General features: G+C 74.0%; 17 protein-coding genes. 3 read left to right on the top strand and 14 right to left on the bottom strand.

Going from position 1 to position 21,700, the window contains the following annotated elements; translation table 11 throughout:
• Positions 1-13 precede the first annotated feature (13 nt).
• The 3 genes from OMK64_RS04590 to OMK64_RS04600 form a co-directional block, all read right to left on the bottom strand.
• A complete protein-coding gene (locus OMK64_RS04590) occupies positions 14-817 on the bottom strand; it encodes a GNAT family N-acetyltransferase (RefSeq protein ID WP_272726857.1) in 804 nt (267 codons plus the stop codon).
• Complete coding sequence (aspS, locus tag OMK64_RS04595; RefSeq protein WP_272726859.1) at positions 814-2,592, bottom strand: aspartate--tRNA ligase; 1,779 nt, start codon at positions 2,590-2,592, stop codon at positions 814-816. Before aspS ends, OMK64_RS04590 begins: the two co-directional genes overlap by 4 nt.
• Positions 2,593-2,761: 169 nt before the next feature.
• Positions 2,762-3,829, bottom strand: a complete 1,068-nt coding sequence (locus OMK64_RS04600) for an Rv2578c family radical SAM protein (protein WP_272726861.1) — start codon at positions 3,827-3,829, stop codon at positions 2,762-2,764.
• A 411-nt stretch (positions 3,830-4,240) separates the two neighbouring features.
• Here OMK64_RS04600 and OMK64_RS04605 point away from each other — a divergent pair, with 411 nt between their 5' ends.
• Complete coding sequence (locus OMK64_RS04605; RefSeq protein ID WP_272726863.1) at positions 4,241-6,058, top strand: zinc-dependent metalloprotease family protein; 1,818 nt, start codon at positions 4,241-4,243, stop codon at positions 6,056-6,058.
• Positions 6,059-6,157: 99 nt separating this feature from the next.
• On the opposite strand, the gene hisS is transcribed toward OMK64_RS04605, so the two are convergent.
• Positions 6,158-7,525 (bottom strand): histidine--tRNA ligase, encoded by a 1,368-nt coding sequence (gene hisS / locus OMK64_RS04610; protein WP_272726865.1) that lies wholly within the window; start codon positions 7,523-7,525, stop codon positions 6,158-6,160.
• A 103-nt stretch (positions 7,526-7,628) separates the two neighbouring features.
• A complete protein-coding gene (locus OMK64_RS04615) occupies positions 7,629-8,354 on the bottom strand; it encodes an MBL fold metallo-hydrolase (RefSeq protein ID WP_272726867.1) in 726 nt (241 codons plus the stop codon).
• Between the two features lie 152 nt (positions 8,355-8,506).
• On the opposite strand from OMK64_RS04615, the gene OMK64_RS04620 reads away from it, so the two are divergent.
• Both OMK64_RS04620 and OMK64_RS04625 read left to right on the top strand, forming a co-directional pair.
• Entirely contained in the window at positions 8,507-9,280 is a 774-nt protein-coding gene (locus OMK64_RS04620; RefSeq protein ID WP_272726869.1) for a peptidylprolyl isomerase, read from the top strand.
• 763 nt (positions 9,281-10,043) lie between these two features.
• On the top strand, positions 10,044-11,225 hold the full coding sequence (locus OMK64_RS04625) for a DUF349 domain-containing protein (protein ID WP_272726871.1): 1,182 nt from the start codon (positions 10,044-10,046) through the stop codon (positions 11,223-11,225).
• 642 nt (positions 11,226-11,867) lie between these two features.
• On the opposite strand, the gene OMK64_RS04630 is transcribed toward OMK64_RS04625, so the two are convergent.
• From OMK64_RS04630 to OMK64_RS04670, 9 genes are all read right to left on the bottom strand, one after another.
• The gene (locus tag OMK64_RS04630) at positions 11,868-14,201 is read right to left on the bottom strand and encodes a RelA/SpoT family protein (protein WP_272726873.1); all 2,334 of its coding nucleotides are present in this window, start codon (positions 14,199-14,201) and stop codon (positions 11,868-11,870) included.
• A gap of 148 nt (positions 14,202-14,349) precedes the next feature.
• Positions 14,350-14,931 (bottom strand): adenine phosphoribosyltransferase, encoded by a 582-nt coding sequence (locus OMK64_RS04635; RefSeq protein WP_272726875.1) that lies wholly within the window; start codon positions 14,929-14,931, stop codon positions 14,350-14,352.
• Positions 14,931-16,031: a protein translocase subunit SecF gene (gene secF, locus OMK64_RS04640; protein WP_272726877.1), complete on the bottom strand. Its 1,101-nt coding sequence runs from the start codon at positions 16,029-16,031 to the stop codon at positions 14,931-14,933. Before secF ends, OMK64_RS04635 begins: the two co-directional genes overlap by 1 nt.
• Complete coding sequence (gene secD / locus OMK64_RS04645; RefSeq protein WP_272726878.1) at positions 16,031-17,965, bottom strand: protein translocase subunit SecD; 1,935 nt, start codon at positions 17,963-17,965, stop codon at positions 16,031-16,033. The genes secF and secD overlap by 1 nt, the downstream gene beginning before the upstream one ends.
• Before the next feature lie 82 nt (positions 17,966-18,047).
• On the bottom strand, positions 18,048-18,476 hold the full coding sequence (gene yajC / locus OMK64_RS04650) for a preprotein translocase subunit YajC (protein WP_272726879.1): 429 nt from the start codon (positions 18,474-18,476) through the stop codon (positions 18,048-18,050).
• A gap of 99 nt (positions 18,477-18,575) precedes the next feature.
• Positions 18,576-19,631 (bottom strand): Holliday junction branch migration DNA helicase RuvB, encoded by a 1,056-nt coding sequence (gene ruvB, locus OMK64_RS04655; RefSeq protein ID WP_272726880.1) that lies wholly within the window; start codon positions 19,629-19,631, stop codon positions 18,576-18,578.
• Positions 19,624-20,241, bottom strand: a complete 618-nt coding sequence (gene ruvA, locus OMK64_RS04660) for a Holliday junction branch migration protein RuvA (protein ID WP_272726882.1) — start codon at positions 20,239-20,241, stop codon at positions 19,624-19,626. The genes ruvB and ruvA overlap by 8 nt, the downstream gene beginning before the upstream one ends.
• Before the next feature lie 76 nt (positions 20,242-20,317).
• Positions 20,318-20,884 carry a crossover junction endodeoxyribonuclease RuvC gene (gene ruvC, locus OMK64_RS04665; RefSeq protein WP_272726884.1) on the bottom strand — a complete coding sequence of 189 codons (567 nt, stop codon included), beginning with the start codon at positions 20,882-20,884 and terminating at the stop codon, positions 20,318-20,320.
• Positions 20,885-20,938: 54 nt separating this feature from the next.
• A complete protein-coding gene (locus OMK64_RS04670; protein WP_162352087.1) occupies positions 20,939-21,694 on the bottom strand; it encodes a YebC/PmpR family DNA-binding transcriptional regulator in 756 nt (251 codons plus the stop codon).
• Positions 21,695-21,700 lie beyond the last annotated feature (6 nt).

Consider the following 21,700-nt stretch of genomic DNA (forward strand, 5'->3'; position numbering starts at 1 on the left):
CGGCGCCTCGGGGTCAGGGCGCCGGGCGGTCCGCCCCGTGCGGACCGTAGGACGCGCACTCCAGCTCGGTGCGGAAGCCCAGCCGCTCGTAGACGCGCCGCGCACGGTCGTTGTCGGAGTACATGCCGAGCGACACGAAGGCACAGCCGGCCGCCAGTCCTTCCGCCAGCACCGTGGCCGTGAGCGCGGTCCCGATCCCGGCTCCACGCGCACCGGGGACCACACCGAGCCCGTGCAGGTGCCACGAGCGCGGTCGCCCGTCGCGGCCTCCGCGACCGGTCGCACCGACGACCCCGACGAGGCCGGCGCTCCCGTGCACGCCCCACCAGCCGGCCTCCTGCGGACCGGCGGGGTCCGCCGACGTGCTCGGGTTGGCGACCGCCAGGCACGCCTGGATCTCGGCCGCGTCGGCGTGCGGGTCCAGCCGGACGACGCGCGCGTCGGCGACCCACCCGGCCGGGACCTCGTCCGACGCGAGCCAGTCCCACGTCGAGAACGGCTCGAGCCGCAGCGCAGCGAGGACATCCGGCGCGGGTGTCACGCCTCGTGGCACGGTCAGCCAGCGTGCGCGGTCCGTGAAGCCCGCACGGTCGAGCACCGACCCGGAACCCAGTGCCCGCACCTGCGACTCGACCAGGTCCGTGACCCGGTCGCCGTCGCCCAGCGCGAACAGGCTCGGCCCCGTGCCCGACGGCGTGACGAGGAGCACGCCGTCGTCGTCGCCGACCACGTGCGCGTCGTCCCAGCGGCCGTCGCCGCCCAGCAGCGCGCGGTGCGCGCGCCACCGGGCGGGCAGCCGCGTGAGCAGCGCGCTCACGCCTCCGGCTGGTCGGGCTTGGCCTTCGGCTTCGCGTCGACGCCGGCCTCCCGACGCTGCTCGGGCGTGATCGGCGCGGGCGCCGCCGTCAGCGGGTCGTAGCCGCCGCCGGACTTCGGGAACGCGATGACCTCGCGGATCGACTCGCTCCCGGTGAGCAGCGCGACGATCCGGTCCCAGCCGAACGCGATCCCGCCGTGCGGCGGCGCGCCGAACTGGAAGGCGTCGAGCAGGAAGCCGAACTTCTCCTGCGCCTCCTCGTGCCCGATGCCCATGACCTCGAACACGCGCTCCTGCACGTCGCGGCGGTGGATACGGATCGAGCCGCCGCCGATCTCGTTGCCGTTGCAGACGATGTCGTACGCGTAGGCCAGCGCGTTGCCCGGGTCCTGCTCGAACCGGTCGAGCCACTCGGGCGTCGGGGAGGTGAACGCGTGGTGCACGGCCGTCCAGGCGCCCCCGCCCACGGCCACGTCGTCGTCCTCGCCCGTGGGCTTGAACAGCGGGGCGTCGACGACCCAGACGAGCTCCCACGCCTTCTCGTCGATGAGGCCGCCGCGGCGGCCGATCTCGAGGCGGGCGGCACCGAGCAGCGCGCGCGCCTCGGACGGCTTGCCTGCGGCGAAGAAGATCGCGTCCCCGGGCGACGCGCCGGTCGCGGCGACCAGGCCCGCGCGCTCGTCGTCGGTGATGTTCTTCGCGACCGGGCCACCGAGCTCGCCGTCCTCGCCGACCGTGACGTACGCCAGACCCTTGGCACCGCGCTGCTTGGCCCACTCCTGCCACGCGTCGAAGCCGCGGCGGGGCGTGCTCGCACCGCCGGGCTGGACGACCGCGCCCACGTAGGGCGCCTGGAACACGCGGAACGGGGTGTTCGCGAAGTACTCGGTGAGCTCGACGAGCTCCAGCCCGAAGCGCAGGTCCGGCTTGTCGGAGCCGTAGCGGGCCATCGCGTCCGCGAACGTCATGCGGCGGATGGGCGTGGGCAGCTCGACGTCGATGAGACGCCACAGCGCGACGAGGATCTGCTCCGCGAGCGCGATGACGTCGTCCTGCTCGACGAAGCTCATCTCGACGTCGAGCTGCGTGAACTCCGGCTGCCGGTCGGCACGGAAGTCCTCGTCGCGGTAGCAGCGGGCGATCTGGTAGTACCGCTCGAGCCCGGCGACCATGAGCAGCTGCTTGAAGAGCTGCGGCGACTGGGGCAGCGCGTACCACGAGCCCGGCGCGAGCCGAGCGGGCACCAGGAAGTCGCGGGCGCCCTCGGGCGTGGAGCGCGTGAGGGTCGGCGTCTCGACCTCGACGAAGCCCTGCTCGTCGAGGACGGCGCGGGCGGCCTGGTTGACCTTGGCGCGCAGGCGGATCGCGCGCGACGGCGCGGGGCGACGCAGGTCGAGGTAGCGGTGCTTGAGGCGCGCCTCCTCGCCGACGGTCTCGTCGAGCGACGACGACACCTGGAACGGCAGCGGCGCGGCCTCGTTGAGGACGACCACGTCGTGCGCGACGAGCTCGATCTCGCCGGTCGCGAGGTGCGGGTTCTCGTTGCCCTCGGGGCGGCGGCCGACCTCGCCGGTCACCTGCAGGACGTACTCCGCGCGCAGCCCGTGCGCGACCGCCTCGTCGCGGATGACGACCTGGGCGATGCCGGACGCGTCCCGCAGGTCGACGAACGCCACGCCGCCGTGATCGCGACGCCGGTCCACCCAGCCCGTGAGGGTGACGGTGGTGCCGACGTGCTCGGCTCGCAGCGAGCCGGCGTGGTGGGTGCGGAGCACGGGTGTTCCTTCGATCGACGACGGGTGGGAGCGCCGGACGGGCGCCCGCTCGATCTTAGTGGGCGCCGCACGCCCCGCGGCTCCGGCATTCCCGGCGCGCGCGACCGCCGGACCGGCCCGAGCGGACGACCAGGACGCGAGCCACGGCGGACGCGTGGGGGCGCCGCGGTCAGAAGAGCGTCGGCTGCGCGACCCCGGGGACCGCGACCTCGGGCGTCACGCGGGGCAGGGAGCCGACGGGGTAGGCGCCGTCGCGCATCGCGGCGCGGCCGGCCCGGTGGCCCGACGGGTCGCCGAAGCCGTGCCGCACGAGCAGCGGCGAGACGCGGTCGCGCAGCCACCGGCCGTACCCGTCGGGCGTGTAGGCGCCCGCACCGAACAGCTCCTCGTACCGCCGGACGAGCTCCGGGCGGTACCGGGCCAGCCAGGCCAGGAAGAGCGGCTTGACCGAGCCGCGCAGGTGCAGCGGCAGGACCGTGACGCCGGAGGCGCCGGCGTCCGCGAGCGCGGCCAGGAGCGCGTCGAGGTGCTCGGTGGAGTCGGTCAGCCAGGGCAGCACCGGCGCGACCATGACCCCGCACGGCAGGCCGGCCTCGCGCACGGCGCGGATCAGCTCGAGCCGCGCCCGCGGCGTCGGGGTCCCCGGTTCGAGCTCGGCCTGGAGCTGCTCGTCGAGCACCGCGAGGGAGACGCCGATCCCGACCTGCACGTGGCGGGCGGCGTCGGCCAGCAGCGGCAGGTCACGCCGCAGCAGCGTGCCCTTGGTGAGGACCGACAGCGGCGTGCCGTGGTGGACGAGCGCGTCGACGATGCCGGGCATGAACCGGTAGCGACCCTCGACGCGCTGGTAGGGGTCGGTGTTCGTGCCCATCGCGACGTGCTCGCGCCGCCAGGACGGCCGGGCGAGCTCGGCGCGCAGCACGTCGACGACGTTGGTCTTGACGACGATCTGCGTCTCGAAGTCGCGGCCGGCGCCGAGGTCGAGGTACTCGTGCGTCGGGCGTGCGAAGCAGTACGTGCACGCGTGCAGGCATCCGCGGACCGGGTTGACGGTCCACCGGAACGGCATCTGCGAGGCAGCGGGCACCTTGTTGAGCGCGCTGCGGCAGTGCACCTCGTGGAACGTGACGCCCGCGAACTCCGGGGTGCGGACGGTGCGCACGAGGTTGGCGAGCGCGAGGCCGGGCAGCGCGGACGCGTCGTCCGTCGGTGCCACCCGCTGCCCGTCCCATCGCACGACGTCAGTCGAACACGTGTTCGAGCCGACGTCAACCGGCGCCGTCGACACAGCTGTCGCACGGCCGCCGCCGAGGTGCGCGGACGCTCGCGCTCCGCTGCCAGGTCTGTACCGGAAAAGCCGGGTTCGCCCCTTGACCCGCGCGCCGCCCGTCGCGAGACTTTCGACGAGGCGCTGTGGAAGCGCTCTCAGAGCATGAACCGCTGCGACCACCGTCGCCCCGCCCGCGCCCGCGCGCCGCGGCGGAGCGCCGGTGACACGAGTCACCTCGTCCTCCTCGGCATCCACGACGTCCGGCACCGGAGCCGGCCGCACGACACACGCGTCGACGCGGCCGGCTCCCGTGCGTCCCGTCGCGCCGCACCGCGGCGCCCACCATCCCGCCACGTCTCCAGAAACGGACGCACTCCCATGCACCAGCACCGGTCCAGCGCCGCCGTCAGCCGCGAGCGACCGCCCGGCCACCGTCACGACGCGGTACGCCTCCGCGCTGCCCTCACGTCGACCGGGATCCTCGCGCTCCTCGTCGTCGCCCCCGTCGCGCCTCCTGCCACGGCGGCCGCGACGGCCACGGCGGACGACGCGCGTCTCACCGGCACCTACGAGCGTCTGCACGCCGACCCCCCGCTCGCCACGCCCGCCGAGCCGACCACCCTCCGCGCACCCGCAGACGTCGGCGCGCCGCCCGCGAGCGAGGACGCCGCGTCCGGCTCCCCGTCGGCTGCCGCCACGCCCGACCCGACCCACGACCTCGTCCGGCTCGCCGACGGCACGGGCGTCCAGGTCGACGGCGACACCGACCTCTTCGACGGCGTGGCGCCCGGCCAGCGCGTCCGTGTGACCGGCACGCCGTCGGCGGACGCGCCCGACGTCGCCGAGGCGAGCGCGAGCTTCGAGGGCACGGCGGTGCGCACGCTCTCGGCCGCGCCCGGCACCGCCGCCGTCGCCGAGCGCACGCTCGCCGTCGTCCTGCTCCGCCTCGGGCCCACGGGCACCGAACCCGTCTCCGCGGACGACGCGCGCCGCGCCTTCTTCACCGCGCCCGACTCGGTCGCGGCCTACTTCCGCGAGAGCTCGTGGTCACAGCTCGAGCTGCGCGGGCGCGACCGGCCGGACGGCGACGTCTACGGCTACCTCGAGATCCCCGCCGGCACCGGCTGCTGGGGCGAGGCGTCGGCCGGGTCGGACGCCGCGCAGGCGGCCGGGCTCGACCTGACCGGCTACGACCACGTCGCGTTCGTGCTCGACTCCCCCGACCGCGGCTGCTGGTACGGCGGGTGGGCGTACATCGGCGGTCAGGTGTCCGTGAACCTCTGGGCGGGCGACACGGGCACGCGCGCGGTCGCGCAGCACGAGCTCGGCCACAACCTCGGTCTCAACCACGCGAACGCCCTCGTGTGCACCGCCGCCGACGGCCGGCCCACGTCCGTCGAGGAGCCCGGCGGCTGGTGCGCCGTGCAGGAGTACGGCGACCCGTTCGACTCCATGGGCAACACGTGGAACCAGATGCAGTTCTCCGCGACCTACAAGGCCCGGCTCGGGTGGATCCCCCCGTCGCGCGTCACGACCGTCACCGAGTCCGGGACGTACGTGCTCGCGGCGTCCGAGGTCCCGACCGACCAGCCACAGGACCTGCGCGTCCCGCTGCCGTCCGGCGACCACTACGAGCTGGACCTGCGCCAGCCGTACGGCCTCGCCTGGGACACCAAGGTCAGCCTCTACCCGGCGCTCATGAACGGCGTCGAGATCCGCCGCGCCACCGAGGCGGGCACCGCGCTCGTCGACACCACGCCCGGCAACGGGTACGACGACGCCGCGCTGCAGGTCGGCCGTACGTTCACGGACGCGGCGGCCGGCGTCTCGATCCGGACGGAGTCGGTCGGGCCCGCGGGTGCCGTCGTGCGCGTCGACCTCGGCACGGTCTCCGGCGGGTACGCGAGCACCTACCCGACGATGACGCTGCGCGGCACGAGCACCGAGTGGGCGGCGGTGCCGATGGCGCTCGTCGCGGACCACACCTGGCGGCTCACGATGCCGTTCGGTGCACACCCCGACGAGGCGCTGCAGCTCGACGTCGACGGCAGCGGCGCGGTCGTCTTCGGGGACGCGGACGGCGACGGGATCACCGAGCCCGGCGGGCCCCACACCCCGATGACGCAGGGTCCCGCGATCTACGAGGTCACTTTCCGCGACGACACGCTCGCGTACTCGGTCGTGCGCGTCTGGTGACCGGGGCGAGCCGCGGCGCACGACGCCGCCGCGGCCCGTCCCGCGCACCGTCGCCGTCCGTCCGCACGTCACGCCGACGCACGGACGTCGCGTGACGCGTCAGCCCTCGGCCGGCACCACGCGGGGCCACAGGTCGTCCGCCGGCGGCGCCCACGACGCGGCGTCGGCGGGCACCTGCTCGCCCGAGCGGATGTCCTTGACCTGGTCGCCCTCGTCGCCGTCCGGCTGCCCGAGGAACCACACGAACGGGATGCCGCGACGGTCGGCGTGCCGGATCTGCTTGCCGAACTTCGCCGCCGACGGCGCGACCTCGACGGGGATCCCGCGTGACCGCAGCGCGGTCGCGACGGCGTCGGACCGCGACCGGTCAGCCTCGTCGGTCACGGCGACCAGCACGGCCGACGGCACCGACCGCGTCGCCCGGACCAGCCCTGCCCCGAGCAGGCGCGACACCAGGCGCGACACACCGATCGACAGACCGACGCCGGGATACGTCGTCGCACCGTCGGACGCGAGGGTGTCGTAGCGCCCGCCCGAGCAGATCGACCCGAGCGGCTCGTGCCCGACGAGCACCGTCTCGTACACGGAGCCCGTGTAGTAGTCGAGCCCGCGCGCGATCTTGAGGTCCGCGACGACGACGCCCGGCGCACGCTGCGCCGCCGCGCGCACGAGCGCGCCGAGCTCGGCGAGGCCCTCGTCGAGCAGCGCGTGCTCGACGCCGTGCCGCGCGGCGACCGCGCGGACGGTGTCGACGACCGACTCGTCGTCGCCCTGCACGGACGCGAGGTCGAGGCACGCCTGCGCCTGCTCGGGGCTCGCGCCCGCCTCGGCGACGAGCAGCTCCGCGACCGCGGGGCCGCCGATCTTGTCGAGCTTGTCGATGCCGCGCAGCACCGCGTCGACGTCGGTCAGCCCGAGCCCGCGGTAGAAGCCCTCCGCGACCTTGCGGTTGTTCACCAGGATCCGCACCGGCGGCAGGCCGATCTCGCGCAACGCGCCGAGTGCGTCGGCCATGACGAGCGGCAGCTCGACCTCGGAGTGGTACGGCAGGTCACCCGCCGCGACGACGTCGATGTCCGCCTGGACGAACTCACGGAACCGGCCGTCCTGGGGGCGCTCACCACGCCACACCTTCTGGATCTGGTAGCGCCGGAACGGGAACGCGAGGTGCCCGGCGTTCTCGAGCACGTACCGCGCGAACGGCACCGTGAGGTCGAAGTGCAGCCCCAGCCGGCCGCCGCGGTCCGGGTTCTCCGGGTCCTCGTGCAGCCGCGACAGGACGTAGACCTCCTTCGAGGTCTCCCCCTTGCGCAGCAGCTGGTCGAGCGGCTCGACCGCGCGCGTCTCGATGCCCGCGAACCCGTGCAGCTCGAACGTCCGCCGCAGGACGTCGAGCACGTGCTGCTCGACGATGCGCCCGTCGGGCAGCCACTCGGGGAATCCGGACAGGGGTGTGGGTCGCGCCATGGGGTGGAAGTCTTCCAGACCTGTCGCGGGGGTCGCGCCCGCGTTCCGCGGCAGGAACGGTGACCCGCCCGCAGCGCAGGAGGTGTCCGGTGCGGCGACGCGGTCAGCCGCGCGCGAGGAACGGGTTCGTCGCGAGCTCGGTCGCCATGTCGCTCGTCGGCCCGTGCCCCGGGACGACGACCGCACGCGGGTCGAGCCGTGCGACGACCTCGCGCAGCGTGCGCGCCATGGTCGGCCCGTCCCCGCCCGGCAGGTCGGTGCGGCCGATCGTCCCCGCGAACAGCACGTCGCCGGTGAGCACGACCGGCTGCTCGTCACCCGCGTCGAGCAGGTACAGCGTCGAGCCCTCCGTGTGCCCGGGTGCGTGGCGCGCGACCGCCGTGACCTCGCCGACCTGCCACGTGACGTCGTCGCTGCGCGCGTCGGTCCTGTCGACGCCGAACGGCTCGAGCCGCGTCGGCCGGTGGTAGGCGTGCACGTCCACCCCGGCCGCCGTGAGCGCCTGGCCGAGCGGACCCGACGGGTCGTGCGCCGCACCGCCGAGCACCCCGAGCGTGCCGAACGGGTCCGCGAGCCGGTACGCGTCGGCGGCGTGCACGCGGACCGGGACGTCGAGCGCGTCCGCGAGCGCGCCGGCGTCCCAGGTGTGGTCCGCGTGGCCGTGCGTGACGAGCACCGCGACCGGCCGCAGGCCACGCGCGGCGACCTCGGCGGCCACCGGGCCCGCGACGCCCGCGCCCGGGTCGACCACGACGCACGTGCCGTCCTCGGCGACGACGACGGTGCACCGGGCCGCGAACACGGGGGCCACGAAGGAGAGGAGATGCATGCCCCGCACGGTAGCCCGCGACGCCCGCGGCGCGTCCGCGCGTCGGTCGTTGCCTCGACCCGGGTCCGTGCTGCCTAGACTGTCCGGGGTTCCTTCGTGCGGTGCGGCAGGTCGACGCCTGTCGTGCCGCACCGTCGACGCGAGGAGTGTGCGTGTCCAGCAAGCGCGAGCGCGAGTACGAGCGCCGCCGGTACGAGAAGTGGCAGGAGCGTCAGGCGCAGGCGCGGGCGCGCCATCGCCGTCAGCGCGTGATCGCGGGATCCGTCGTCGGGGTGCTGGTCCTCGGCCTCGGCATCGGTGCCGCGGTCGCCCTCACGCGCGACGACGCGCCGCCGACGGCCGACGCGAGCACTCCCCCGGCCACGACCCCCGATCCCGGCGCGACGGCGCGCACCGGCAACGGCGGTGTCGTGCCCGACCCCGCCGCGGCCGAGGGGCGCACGTGGACCGGCGAGCTCGCGCTCTCGCAGGGCACGATCGGGTTCGAGCTCGACGGTGCCGCCGCGCCGCAGGCCGTCGCGAACTTCGTGACGCTCGCCGGCGAGGGCTACTTCGACGGGACGACGTGCCACCGCCTCACCACGCAGGGCATCTACGTGCTGCAGTGCGGCGACCCGACGGCCACCGGCACCGGCGGCCCGGGCTACTCGTGGGGCCCGATCGAGAACGCGCCGGCCGACGACCTCTACCCCGCGGGGACGATCGCCATGGCCCGCCAGGGCGGCAACGGCGAGTCCATGGGCAGCCAGTTCTTCCTCGTGTACGAGGATTCGCAGATCCCGTCGGACTCGGCGGGTGGATACACCGTGTTCGGCCACATCACGTCCGGCCTGGACGTGCTGCAGGCCATCGCTGACGCGGGCACCGTGGAGGGGTCCGAGACCCCGGTGGACGCCGTCACCATCGAGGGAGTGGAGACCCAGTGACCGAGACCCCCGCATCGACCTCCTCGCCGGAGGAGCCGACGCCCACTCCCCCGACCTCCGCTCCCGCCGTCGACCAGGGCGACGCACCGACGACGGACTCCGCACCCGCGGACACCATCACCGCCGACGAGGCCACGACGACGGACGACTCGACCGACGCCGGCACCGGGAGCGACACCGGCGACGCAGCCGAGGCGGACGACCTGACAGCCGGTTCCGCACCGGGCCCCGACACGGTCGACGCGGTGGCCGCGACCAATGCCACCGACGAGGCAGCGGAGGTCGGTACCGACGCGCCTGGCACCGTCGAGGCAGCCACGGCGACCGATGAGCCCGGCACCGACGAGGCCACCACGGCGACCGACGAGCCCGGCACCGTCGTGGCGACTGCCGCGTCCGACGAGCCGAGCCCGGTGGACGCAGCCGAGGCGACCGGCTCGGCCGACGCCGCGGACGCCGACGAGGTGACCGCGGCGGAGACGACCTCGGCCGCGACCGCCGACGAGATCGCCACCGCCGAGGCGGCCGACGAGGCGACCACGACGCAGGACGCCGACGAGGCGAGCACGCCGGAGGACGTCGACCGGTCGAGCACGACGGACGACGGCGGGACGGCCGAGACGGCCGAGACGGCTGACGAGACCCCGGTCACGCCGTCGCCCGCGGCGACCGTGCCGGCACCGCGTCCGACGCCCGCGTCGGCGCGCCCCGGCCCGCGCCCGCGTCCGGTGCCGCACCCGCCCGCGAGGCCGCGGGCGAGCGCGTGGTCGGGCAGTTCCCGGGCGCGTCCAGCGAGGAGGCGCTCGCCCTCTACGTGCGCCGCTACCTCGACCTCCAGGCGAAGGTCACGCTGTTCGAGGCGCGGCTGCAGGCGACGGACCTGTCGGTCAAGGAGATCGACCAGACGCTCACGCGCCTCACGGAGGAGCTCAAGGAGCCGGCGGCGGTCGGCGACCTCGACGGTCTGCGCGCGCGCCTGGACTCGCTGCGCGGCGTCGCCGCCGAGCGTCGGGCCGCGGCGGACGCCGAGCGGCAGGCCGCACGTCAGGCTGCCCTCGAGGCGCGCACGGCGATCGTCGAGCAGGCGGAGAAGATCGCGGCCACGGACCCCGCCCGGATCCAGTGGCGGCCCGCCGGCGAGCAGCTGCGCACGCTCCTCGAGGAGTGGAAGACCGCGCAGCGCAGCGGACCGCGCCTGGACCGTCCGACGGAGGAGTCGCTGTGGAAGCGGTTCAGCCACGCCCGGACGACGTTCGACCGTGAGCGCCGGCACTTCTTCGCCGAGCTCGAGGCGCGCAACGCGGGCGCCAAGGCCGCGAAGGAGCAGCTGGTCGCCGAGGCCGAGCGGCTGCAGGACAGCACGGACTGGGGGCCGACCGCGGGTGCGTTCCGCGACCTGATGACCCGCTGGAAGGCGGCCGGTCGGGCCAGCCGGGCGGACGACGACGCGCTGTGGGCCCGGTTCCGTGCGGCGCAGGACGCGTTCTTCGCGGCACGCGACGCGCACTCCGCGGCGACGGACACCGAGTTCCGCGCCAACCTCGAGGTCAAGGAGGCGCTGCTCGTCGAGGCGGAGGCGCTCGTGCCGGTGCGCGACCTCAACGCGGCGAAGCAGGCGATCCGCTCGATCCAGGACCGCTGGGAGGCCGCGGGCAAGGTGCCGCGTGCCGACATCCAGCGCGTCGAGGGCCGCCTCCGGGCGGTCGAGTCCGCGATCCGCGACGCGGAGCAGGCGCAGTGGCGTCGCACGAACCCGGAGACGCGCGCACGCGCCGAGGGTGCGGCCGCGCAGCTCGAGCAGGCGATCGCCGGGCTCGAGGCCGACCTCGAGCGCGCGAAGGCCGCGGGCGACGCACGCCGGATCGCCGACGCGCAGGCCGCGCTCGACGCACGCCGGTCGTGGCTCGAGCAGGTCCAGCGGGCCGCGGAGGACGCGCGCGGCTGACCCGTCGCGACGCACCGTCGTCCACAGCCGGAGCCGGGCCGCCCCACGGGGTGGTCCGGCTCCGTCATGCTGGCGCGCGTGCCGAGCCTCGCCGACCTCCGCCCGCACGAGCGGCCACTGCCGACCGTCGTCCGCCGGCGCGACGTCGGAGCCGCCGCCTGGTGCGCGCTGGTCCGCGACGGTGTGCTCCGCCCCGTGTGGTGGGACGTCGCGGTCGTCGCCGACCTCCCCCTGTCCCCCGCGCTGCGGGGCGCGTCGCTGGTGGACGAGGTACCGCGCGGCGTCGTCGTGGGGCGCCGCAGCGCGGCCTGGGTCCACGCCGGCGGCCGGGCCCCCGAGAAGGTCGAGCTCCTCGTCGGCAGCGGCCGCCGCCGGGTCGCGCCGAGCGGTCGGCGGACGTCGGCGGAGGCCGACCTGAGGCCGTGGGACGTCGAGCTCGTCGGGGGCGTCCGTGTCACGACGGTCCACCGCACCGGGACCGACGTCGCACGCTTCGTGGAACCGGCCCGGGCACGCCCGCTGCTGCTCGATCTCGTGCACGCCGGCTTCGACCCCGGGGCGGCGCTGCGCGACCTCCACGCGCTGCGGGGCCGGCGCGGTGTGCGGCAGGCGCGCGACGTGCTGCGCAGCCTGGCCGACGCGTCAGGCGCGGATGACGGGCTCCTCGGCAGCCTTCGACCCGGTGATGCGGTACACGTCGAACACGCCCTCGACCTTGCGGACGGCGGCCAGCACGGAGGCGAGGTGCGACGGCTCGGCCATCTCGAACACGAACCGCGACAGCGCGACCCGGTCGCGTGAGGTCGACACGGACGCCGACAGGATGTTGACGTGGTGGTCCGACAGGACGCGCGTGACGTCGGACAGCAGGCGGCTGCGGTCGAGCGCCTCGACCTGGATCTGCACGAGGAACAGCGTCGAGCTCGTGTGGCTCCACTCGACGTCGACCATGCGCTCCGGCTGCGACCGCAGGGCGTCGACGTTCACGCAGTCCGACCGGTGCACGCTGACGCCGGCGCCGCGCGTCACGAACCCGACGATGTCGTCGCCCGGCACGGGGGTGCAGCACTTGGCGAGCTTGACCCAGATGTCGTCGACACCCTTGACGACCACACCCACGTCGCCCGTCCGCACCCGACGGGCCGTCGGCCCGGGACGTGCGGCCTCCGCGAGGTCCTCCTCGGCCGCCGGCTCGCCGCCGAGCGAGTGGACCAGCCGCTGCACGACGGTCGCCGCGGACACCTGGCCCTCGCCGATCGCGGCGTACAGCGCGGACACGTCCTGGTAGCGCATCTCGTTCGCGAGGGCGACGAGCGACTCGTGGGACAGCAGGCGCTGGATCGGCAGGTTCTGCTTGCGCATCGCCTTCGCGATGGCGTCCTTCCCGTGCTCGATCGCCTCCTCGCGGCGCTCCTTGGAGAACCACTGGCGGATCTTGTTGCGGGCGCGCGGGCTCTTGACGAACCCGAGCCAGTCGCGCGACGGCCCGGCCGTCTCCGACTTGGACGTGAAGACGTCGACGACGTCGCCGTTCTCGAGCGCGGAGTCGAGCGGCACGAGCCGCCCGTTGACGCGCGCGCCCATCGTCCGGTGGCCGACCTCGGTGTGCACGGCGTACGCGAAGTCGACGGGCGTCGAGCCGGACGGCAGCGCGATGACGTCGCCCTTGGGCGTGAAGACGTAGACCTCGGAGCCGGCGATCTCGAAGCGCAGCGAGTCGAGGAACTCGGTCGGGTCGGCGGTCTCCTTCTGCCAGTCGACGAGCTGGCGCAGCCAGACCATGTCGTTGCCCGCGGCGTCGGTCTGCCCGCCCGCGGCGTTCTTCGCCGTCTCCTTGTACTTCCAGTGCGCGGCGACGCCGTACTCCGCACGCCGGTGCATGTCGTGCGTCCGGATCTGGATCTCGACGGGCTTGCCGCCGGGGCCGATCACGGTCGTGTGCAGCGACTGGTAGAGGTTGAACTTGGGCATCGCGATGTAGTCCTTGAACCGGCCGGGGACGGGGTTCCATCGCGCGTGCAGGGCGCCGAGCGCCGCGTAGCAGTCCCGCACCGTGTCGACCAGGACGCGCACGCCGACCAGGTCGTAGATGTCGGCGAAGTCGCGGCCGCGCACGATCATCTTCTGGTAGATCGAGTAGTAGTGCTTCGGCCGGCCCGTGACGGTGGCCTTGATCTTCGCGCTGCGCAGGTCGGCGCCGACCTGCTCACGGACGACGGCCAGGTACTCCTCACGGGCCGGGGCGCGCTCGGCGACCAGGTGCACGATCTCGTCGTAGAGCTTGGGGTAGAGCGTCGCGAACGACAGGTCCTCGAGCTCCCACTTGATCGTGTTCATGCCGAGCCGGTGGGCCAGCGGCGCGTAGATCTCGAGCGTCTCGCGGGCCTTCTTCTCGGCCGAGGTCGAGGCGACGAACTTCCAGGTGCGCGCGTTGTGCAGGCGGTCGGCGAGCTTGATGACGAGCACGCGGATGTCGCGCGACATCGCGACGACCATCTTGCGGACCGTCTCGGCCTGCGCGGCGTCGCCGTAGGTGACCTTGTCGAGCTTGGTGACGCCGTCGACGAGCATCGCGACCTCGGGGCCGAACTCGCGACGCAGCTGGTCGAGCGAGTACTCGGTGTCCTCGACGGTGTCGTGCAGGAGCGCGGCGGCGAGCGTCGACGGCGTCATCCCGAGCTCGGCGAGGATCGTCGCGACGGCGACGGGGTGCGTGATGTACGGGTCGCCGCTCTTGCGCAGCTGCCCCCGGTGCGCCTTCTCCGCGACGACGTACGCCTGCTCCACCACGGCCAGGTCGGCCTTGGGGTGGTTGGTGCGCGCGGCCTGCAGCACCGGCTCGAGCGCCGGGAACGCGGGCCCTGACCGCTGGCCGAACCGCACGAGGCGCGACCGCACGCGGCTCGACGCGCTGGCACCGTTGTCGGCCGCCACCTCGGGCGCGGCGGTCTCGGGCGCTCGTACGTCGTCGCTCATGCCACCCCTCCCGCGGTCGTCGCCCCCTGGGACGTCTCGGCGGCCAGAGGCGGGACGTCCGACCCGCGGGGACCGGTTCGCAGCAGTCTACGTCCGCTCGCACGCGCGTACGGACACAGGCCCGCGAGCGTCACCGCGACGGACGAGGTCAGGGCACCTGCACGAGCGCGTCGACGGGGAGGTCGCCGAGCCGCGCGCGGCCGTCGAGACCGAGCAGCTCGACGAGGAACGACAGCCCGACGACCTCGGCGCCGCACCGCTGCAGCAGCGCGACGGTCGCCGCAGCCGTGCCACCCGTGGCCAGGACGTCGTCGATCACGAGCACCCGCGCCCCCTCGGGGACGGTGAACGGGTGGATCTCGACCGACGCGTGCCCGTACTCGAGCTCGTAGTGCTCGACCGCGGTCGGCCCCGGCAGCTTGCCCGCCTTACGGACGGGAAGCACCCCGGCGCCGAGGGCGGTCGCGACGGGCGCCGCGAGCAGGAACCCGCGGGCTTCCATGCCGGCGACCAGGTCCACTCCGTCCGGCGCGTCGGCGGCGATCGCGTCGACGACACCCGCGAACGCGGGGCCGTCCGCCAGCAGCGGTGTGATGTCCCTGAACAGGACACCTGCCTTCGGGTAGTCCGGCACGCGGCGGACGAGCTCGTCGACGCGCGCGAGCAGCTCCGCACGGCCCGCGGGGGCGCCCGAGAGCGCCCCCGCGGTCGACCCGTCGATCGAGGTCATCACCGGCGCCGCTTCGGCTGCGCGGCGACACCCTGGTGCGCGCCCGGGCGCAGCTGACCGGCGGAGTGGATGGTCGCCGCGGCGAGCGCCTCGGCATCCTCGTCATCCGCCGCACCGGTCGCGCGGCGGCCGCGTGCGGCGAGCACCTTGCGGGTGTGCTCGCGGATCGCCGGCTCGCGCTCGCGGAGCGTCACCTCGACCGGCGTCGCGAGGAAGATCGACGAGAACGTGCCGATCAGCATGCCGACGAACAGCGCCAGCGCGATGTCACGCAGCGTGCCCGCCCCGAGGACGAACGCGCCCACGAAGAGGATCGACGCCACGGGGAGCAGCGCCACGACGGACGTGTTGATCGACCGCACGAGCGTCTGGTTGACCGCGAGGTTCGCCTTCTCCGCGTAGGTGAAGCGGCTCTGGTCGAGCGTGTCGGCCGTGTTCTCGCGCACCTTGTCGAACACGACCACGGTGTCGTAGATCGAGTACCCGAGGATCGTGAGGAAGCCGATGACCGTCGCCGGCGTCACCTCCCAGCCGACGCCCGCGTAGACGCCCGCGGTGATGATCAGGTCGTGGAACAGCGCGATGAGCGCCGCGACCGCCATCCGCCAGTTGCGGAAGTAGATCGTCATGACGACCGTCACGAAGAGCAGGAAGACCAGGATGCCGGTGATCGCCTTGCGCGAGATGTCGGCACCCCACGACGGGCCGATGAACGACGTCGTCACCTGGCCCTCGGGGACGCCGTACGCCTCGGCCAGCGCGCCCTGCACCTCTTCGACGTCCGCGTTGCTCAGCTCGGCCGTCTGGATCCGCAGGCTCTGGCCGCCGACGGTCGTCACCTTCGGCGACTCACCCGGGGCGACCTGCTGCACGGTCTCGATCGCGAGCTGCTGGTCGAGGTTCTCGACGTTCGAGACGACGAACTCGGAGCCGCCGCGGAACTCGATCCCCGGGTTGAGACCGGGCTTGATGAGCAGCACGGCGGAGACCGCCACGAGGATCGCGGAGATCGTGTACCAGAGGCGACGGCGGCCGACGATGTCGTACGACCGGCGCCCCGTGTAGAGGTCGTTGCCCCACTGGGCGAATCCCTGGGCCATCAGTGCTCGCTCCCCTCGGTGCGCCCGGTCCGGGGCTCGTCCTGCGCGGCTGCGTCAGGTGTCGGTTCGGTTGCTCCGGGAGGCGCCGTCGCGGCGTCGCCGGCGGCGGCGCGCGCGGCCGCGCGGCGCTCTGCGATCGTCGGGCCGGAGGACGTGGTGGCGCCGCCGCCCGTCCCGACCCCGACCGGCACGCGGTCGCCGTCCTTCTTGGCGGCCTTGCCCGAGGTCGTCGGCGTGACGACCCGGCCGCGACCGGCGTACCGCGCGGTGTCGACGCCGAGACGACGCGGGTCGAGACCGGACAGCGGGTGCCCGTCGCCGAAGAACCTCGTCCGCGCGATGAGCGTCATCATCGGGTGCGTGAACAGGAACACGACGATGACGTCGATGATCGTCGTGAGGCCGAGCGTGAAGGCGAAGCCCCGGACACCGCCGACGGTCAGCGCGTACAGAACGAGCGCCGCGATGAGGTTGACCGCGTCGGACGCCAGGATGGTCCGGCGGGCCCGCTCCCAGCCGCGCTCGACGGCCGCCTGCAGCGTGCGGCCCTCGCGCAGCTCGTCGCGGATGCGCTCGAAGTACACGATGAACGAGTCCGCCGTGATGCCGATCGCGACGATCAGACCCGCGACGCCGGGCAGCGACAGGCGGTAGCCCTGCGTCCACGACAGCAGCGTGATGACGCCGTAGGTGAGGACCGCGGCCACGATCAGCGACGCGACCGTCAGGAGGCCCAGCGCGCGGTACTGGAACAGCGAGTAGATCACCACGAGGATCAAGCCGATGAGGCCTGCGATGAGGCCCTTCTGCAGCTGCTCCGACCCGAGCGTCGCCGAGATCTGCTCCTCGCTCTGCACGGTGAACGAGAGCGGCAGCGAACCGAAGTTCAGCTGGTTCGCGAGCGTGGCCGCCGACTCACGCGTGAACCCGCCGGAGATCTCGGCCTTGCCGTCCGAGATGATCGTGCCGGGGCTCAGGCTCGGCCAGGAGATGACGAGGCCGTCGAGCACGACCGCGAACTGGTTCTGCGGCGAGGACAGGCCCTGCAGACGCGTAGTCACCTCGGTGAACTGGGTGGTGCCCTGGGAGTTGAACTCGAGGTTCACGACCCACTCGCCGGTCGTCGCGCCGGTCGAGGTCGTCCGCAGGCCGGAGCTCGCGCTGTCGATGTTCTTGCCCGGGATCTCGACCGGACCCAGTATGAACTTCGACGTGCCGTCGGGGTCGCACGTCACGTAGGCGACGTCCGGGGCGCCGGGAGCGCCGCCCGTGAGGTTGGCCGGGTCCGTGCAGTCGAGCGCGTCGAAGCGCTCCTGGACGGCGGGCGTCACGTAGTACGCCACGTCGCTCGGGTTGTCCGGCGCCGCCTTGGACGGCGTGTCGGACGCGGGGGTCGACGCGCTCGGCGTCGGCGTCGGCGTGGCCGCGGCCTCCGCCGCACCCTCGTCCGCCGCGGCTTCCTCGCCGTCCGTCGCCTGCGCCTCGGCGGACGCCGACGGGGTGGGCTCCGGAGCGGCAGCGTCGTCGGCCGTCGTCGGGGTGGGCGCCCCGACCGCGAGCACCGGCCGGAACTCCATCTGCGCCGACGTCCGGACGAGGTCGAGGGTCTCCTCGCTCGGCGTGCCTGGCAGCGCGACCACGATGTTGCGGCCCTGGCTCGTGATCTCCGCCTCGGCGACACCCGAGGAGTCGACGCGCTGGCGGATCACCTCGATCGCCTGCGAGATCGTCTCGTCGGTGATCGCGCCGGGGTCCTCCGACACCGGCTTGAGGATGATCTGCGTGCCACCCTCGAGGTCGAGCGCGAGGTTGGGCGTCCACGTGGCGTCGGACGTCTTGGTGCCGGCGAAGATCGTGCCGAAGATGGCGACGATCAGCAGCCCGAGCCACAGGAGCGTGCGGACCGGCCGGTGACGGCGGGTAGGAGGGGCCAACGGAGTCTTCTCTCGTGCGCGCACCGGTCACGCAGGTGACCGGTGGGGTCCAGGCCCGGGCGTCGTCACCCGGGCCGTGCGGTTACTTGGTGTCCGGCTCGTCGTCCTTCTTGCGCAGGACGGGCGGCAGCGTCGACAGGTCGTCCGGGACGTCGATGACCTCGTCGTTCGCGCGCGCGATGCGGTCGGCATCGGTCACGGCCTCGTCGTCGACCGTCTCGTCGTCGTCCTCGTCCACGAGCTCGTCCTCGACGGGCGGGTCGACCTTCTTGGCGATCGCGGCGCGGATCCAGCGCGTGCGGTTGCCGGGCGTCGACTCGACGGTGATGACGTCGCCGTCGACCTCCACCACGGTGCCGAACAGGCCGGAGCCGGTCATGATCTCGTCCCCGGGGGCGAGGTTGTTCCGGAACTCCTGCGCCGTGCGCTGCTGCTTGCGGCTGCGGCTCGTCATGAGCCAGAGCAGGCCGAAGGCGACGGCGACGAAGAGGAGGAAGCTGAGGTCCGGCACGAGTACGGCTCCGATCGAGTGGTGTGACTGCGGCAGTCTAGGCGCAGCGGCCCGCCGCTCCAACGTCCGGGCGTGCCGCCCGGTTCCCTCGACCGGCGGTCAGCCGAACAGGGTGCCCGGGCCGGGGGCCGGCTCGAGCCCGAGGTGCTCCCAGGCGCCGGGGAGCGCGACTCGTCCGCGCGGCGTCCGGCCGATCAGCCCCTCGCGCACGAGGAACGGCTCGGCGACCGTCTCGACCGTCTCCGGCTCCTCGCCGACCGCCACCGCGAGCGTCGTCAGGCCGACCGGTCCCCCGCCGAACCGCGTGCACAGCGCCGACAGCACCGCGCGGTCCAGGCGGTCGAGACCGCGCTCGTCGACCTCGTACACCTCGAGCGCGGCGCGCGCGGCGCCGAGGTCGAGCGAACCGTCACCGCGCACCTCCGCCCAGTCGCGCACGCGCCGCAGCAGACGGTTGGCGATGCGCGGTGTGCCGCGCGAGCGCGACGCGATCTCGGCGGCCGCGTCGGCGTCGAGCGGTGCCCCGAGCAGGCCGGCGGACCGCAGCAGCACGCGCTCGAGCTCGTGCGTCTCGTAGAAGTCGAGGTGCCCGGTGAACCCGAACCGGTCGCGCAGCGGCGCGGGCAGCAGTCCCGCGCGCGTCGTCGCGCCGACGACGGTGAACGGCGGCAGCGCGAGCGGGATCGCGCTGGCCCCCGCCCCCTTGCCGACGACGACGTCGACGCGGAAGTCCTCCATCGCGACGTACAGCAGCTCCTCGGCGGGGCGCGCGAGGCGGTGGATCTCGTCGAGGAACAGCACCTCGCCCTCCTCCAGGGAGGACAGGACGGCCGCGAGGTCGCCCGCGTGCTGGATCGCGGGACCGCTCGTGACGCGCAGCGACGTGCCGAGCTCGGCGGCGATGATCATCGCGAGCGTCGTCTTGCCCAGGCCGGGCGGTCCGGACAGGAGCACGTGGTCGGGGGCGCGGCCGCGGCGTCGCGCGGCCTGCAGGACGAGCGAGAGCTGGTCGCGCACGACGCGCTGGCCGACGAACTCGTCGAGCGAGCGGGGGCGCAGCGCTGCCTCGGCGGCGCGCTCGAGGTCGTCCGCGCCCGACCGGACCAGCGACTCGGCGGGCAGCCGCTCGGTCGCGAGCTCCTCGTCGTCAGCCATGCCCGCCGCCGAGCGTCCGCAGCGCGGCACGCAGGACGCCCGCGACCTCGTCGGCGGCGACCGGCCCGGGAGCGTCCGCGAGCACGCGCTCGACGGCGTCGCCCGCCGTCCGCGCGTTCCAGCCGAGCCCGACGAGCGCCTCGACCACCTGGTCGCGCCGGTCGTCGGACGCCGACGCGGCCGCAGGAGCCCCTCCGCCGGCTGGGACCGGGGCGCCGAGGCGGTCGCCGAGCTCCAGGACGATCCGCTGGGCGCCCTTGCGCCCGATGCCCGGGACGCGCATGAGCGCCGCGAGATCCTCCCCCGCGACCGCGCGGCGGAGGCCGTCGGGCGTGTGCACGGCCAGCATCGCGAGCGCGAGCCGCGGGCCGACGCCCGACACGGTCTGGAGCACCTCGAAGACCTCGCGCTCGTCGGCGTCGGCGAACCCGAAGAGCGTGAGCGAGTCCTCGCGGACGACGAGCGACGTGGACAGCGTGGCCTGCGCGCCGACCCGGAGACCCGCGAGCGTCGCGGGCGTGGCCTGCACGAGCATCCCGACGCCGCCGACCTCGACCACCGCCGCGTCCAGCCGCACCGCCAGGACCGTCCCCCGCACCGACGCGATCACCGCGGCGTCCTCTCCGTCGTCGTCACGGCGCTACTCTCGCACACCGACCGAACACCTGTACGACAGGACACGCGCGTCACGCGCGCCGCTTGGCCGCCTGCTCCGCCGCCGCCCACGCGCGCTGCGCCGCCGTCATGGACCCCGGAGCCCGCTGCGGAGCGCCGAGTGCGCCGGCCGGCCGCCACAGGTGGCAGATCGCGAGCGCGAGCGCGTCCGCCGCGTCGGCGGGCTTGGGGATCTCGTCGAGGCTGAGCAGCCGCGCGACCATCGTCTGGACCTGCGGCTTGTCGGCGCGGCCGTTGCCCGTGACCGCGGCCTTGACCTCGCTGGGCGTGTGCAGCGCGACGGGGATGCGCCGACGGGCGGCGGCGACCATGGCGATGCCCGCGACCTGAGCCGTGCCCATGACGGTGCGCACGTTGTGCTGCGCGAAGACGCGCTCCACCGCGACCGCGTCGGGCGCGTGCTCCTCGAGCCACTCCTCGATCTGCGCCTCTATCGTCAGCAGCCGCTGGTCGACCTCGTCGTCCACCGCCGAGCGCGCGACCCCGACCGCGACGAGCCGCGTGCGGCGTCCGGGCAGGCCGTCGACCACGCCGAGACCGCAGCGGGTGAGGCCGGGGTCGACTCCGAGGACGCGCACGCTCGTATGGTCGCAGCCTCCCGGGTCGATCCCCGGGAGGCCGCGCGCCTGTCGTCAGTCGTCCTCGAGCTCCGCCATGACCTCGTCGGAGGCGTCGAAGTTGGCGTAGACGTTCTGCACGTCGTCGGAGTCCTCGAGCGCGTCGATGAGGCGCAGGATCTTGCGGGCGCCCTCGGCGTCGACCTCGATCTGCGTCGACGGCCAGAACACGACGTCGGCGGAGTCGTACTCGATCCCGGCGTCCTGCAGCGACGTGCGGACGGGCACCAGGTCGGTCGCCTCGCTCAGCACCTCGAACGACTCGCCGAGGTCGTTGACCTCCTCGCCGCCCGCGTCGAGGACCGCCTCCATGACGGCGTCCTCGTCGGTGCCCTCCTTGGGGACGATGACGACGCCCTTGCGGCTGAAGATGTACGACACCGAGCCCGGGTCGGCCATCTGCCCGCCGTTGCGGGTGAACGCGACGCGCACGTCGGACGCGGCACGGTTGCGGTTGTCGGTGAGGCACTCGACCAGCACCGCGATGCCGCCGGGGCCGTAGCCCTCGTACATGATCGTCTGGTAGTCCGCGCCGCCGGCCTCCTGGCCGGACCCGCGCTTGAGGGCGCGGTCGATGTTGTCGTTCGGGACCGACGACTTCTTCGCCTTCTGGATGGCGTCGAAGAGCGTCGGGTTGCCCGCAGGGTCACCACCGCCCGTGCGGGCGGCCACCTCGATGTTCTTGACCAGCTTCGCGAAGAGCTTGCCGCGCTTCGCGTCGACGACGGCCTTCTTGTGCTTGGTGGTGGCCCACTTGGAATGACCCGACATCGGCTC

Origin of the sequence: Cellulomonas fimi (genome assembly GCF_028527925.1) — a bacterium.
Taxonomy (GTDB): domain Bacteria; phylum Actinomycetota; class Actinomycetes; order Actinomycetales; family Cellulomonadaceae; genus Cellulomonas; species Cellulomonas fimi_C.

Bases quoted from the DNA above. Each gene is read 5' to 3' on its own strand.
- OMK64_RS04630 (WP_272726873.1), bottom strand. From the start codon at position 14,201: ATGAGCGACGACGTACGAGCGCCCGAGACCGCCGCGCCCGAGGTGGCG.
- secF (WP_272726877.1), bottom strand. From the start codon at position 16,031: ATGGCCCAGGGATTCGCCCAGTGGGGCAACGACCTCTACACGGGGCGC.
- hisS (WP_272726865.1), bottom strand. From the start codon at position 7,525: ATGGCGCGACCCACACCCCTGTCCGGATTCCCCGAGTGGCTGCCCGAC.
- ruvB (WP_272726880.1), bottom strand. From the start codon at position 19,631: ATGGCTGACGACGAGGAGCTCGCGACCGAGCGGCTGCCCGCCGAGTCG.
- OMK64_RS04670 (WP_162352087.1), bottom strand. From the start codon at position 21,694: ATGTCGGGTCATTCCAAGTGGGCCACCACCAAGCACAAGAAGGCCGTC.
- OMK64_RS04615 (WP_272726867.1), bottom strand. From the start codon at position 8,354: ATGCATCTCCTCTCCTTCGTGGCCCCCGTGTTCGCGGCCCGGTGCACC.
- OMK64_RS04635 (WP_272726875.1), bottom strand. From the start codon at position 14,931: ATGACCTCGATCGACGGGTCGACCGCGGGGGCGCTCTCGGGCGCCCCC.
- OMK64_RS04605 (WP_272726863.1), top strand. From the start codon at position 4,241: ATGCACCAGCACCGGTCCAGCGCCGCCGTCAGCCGCGAGCGACCGCCC.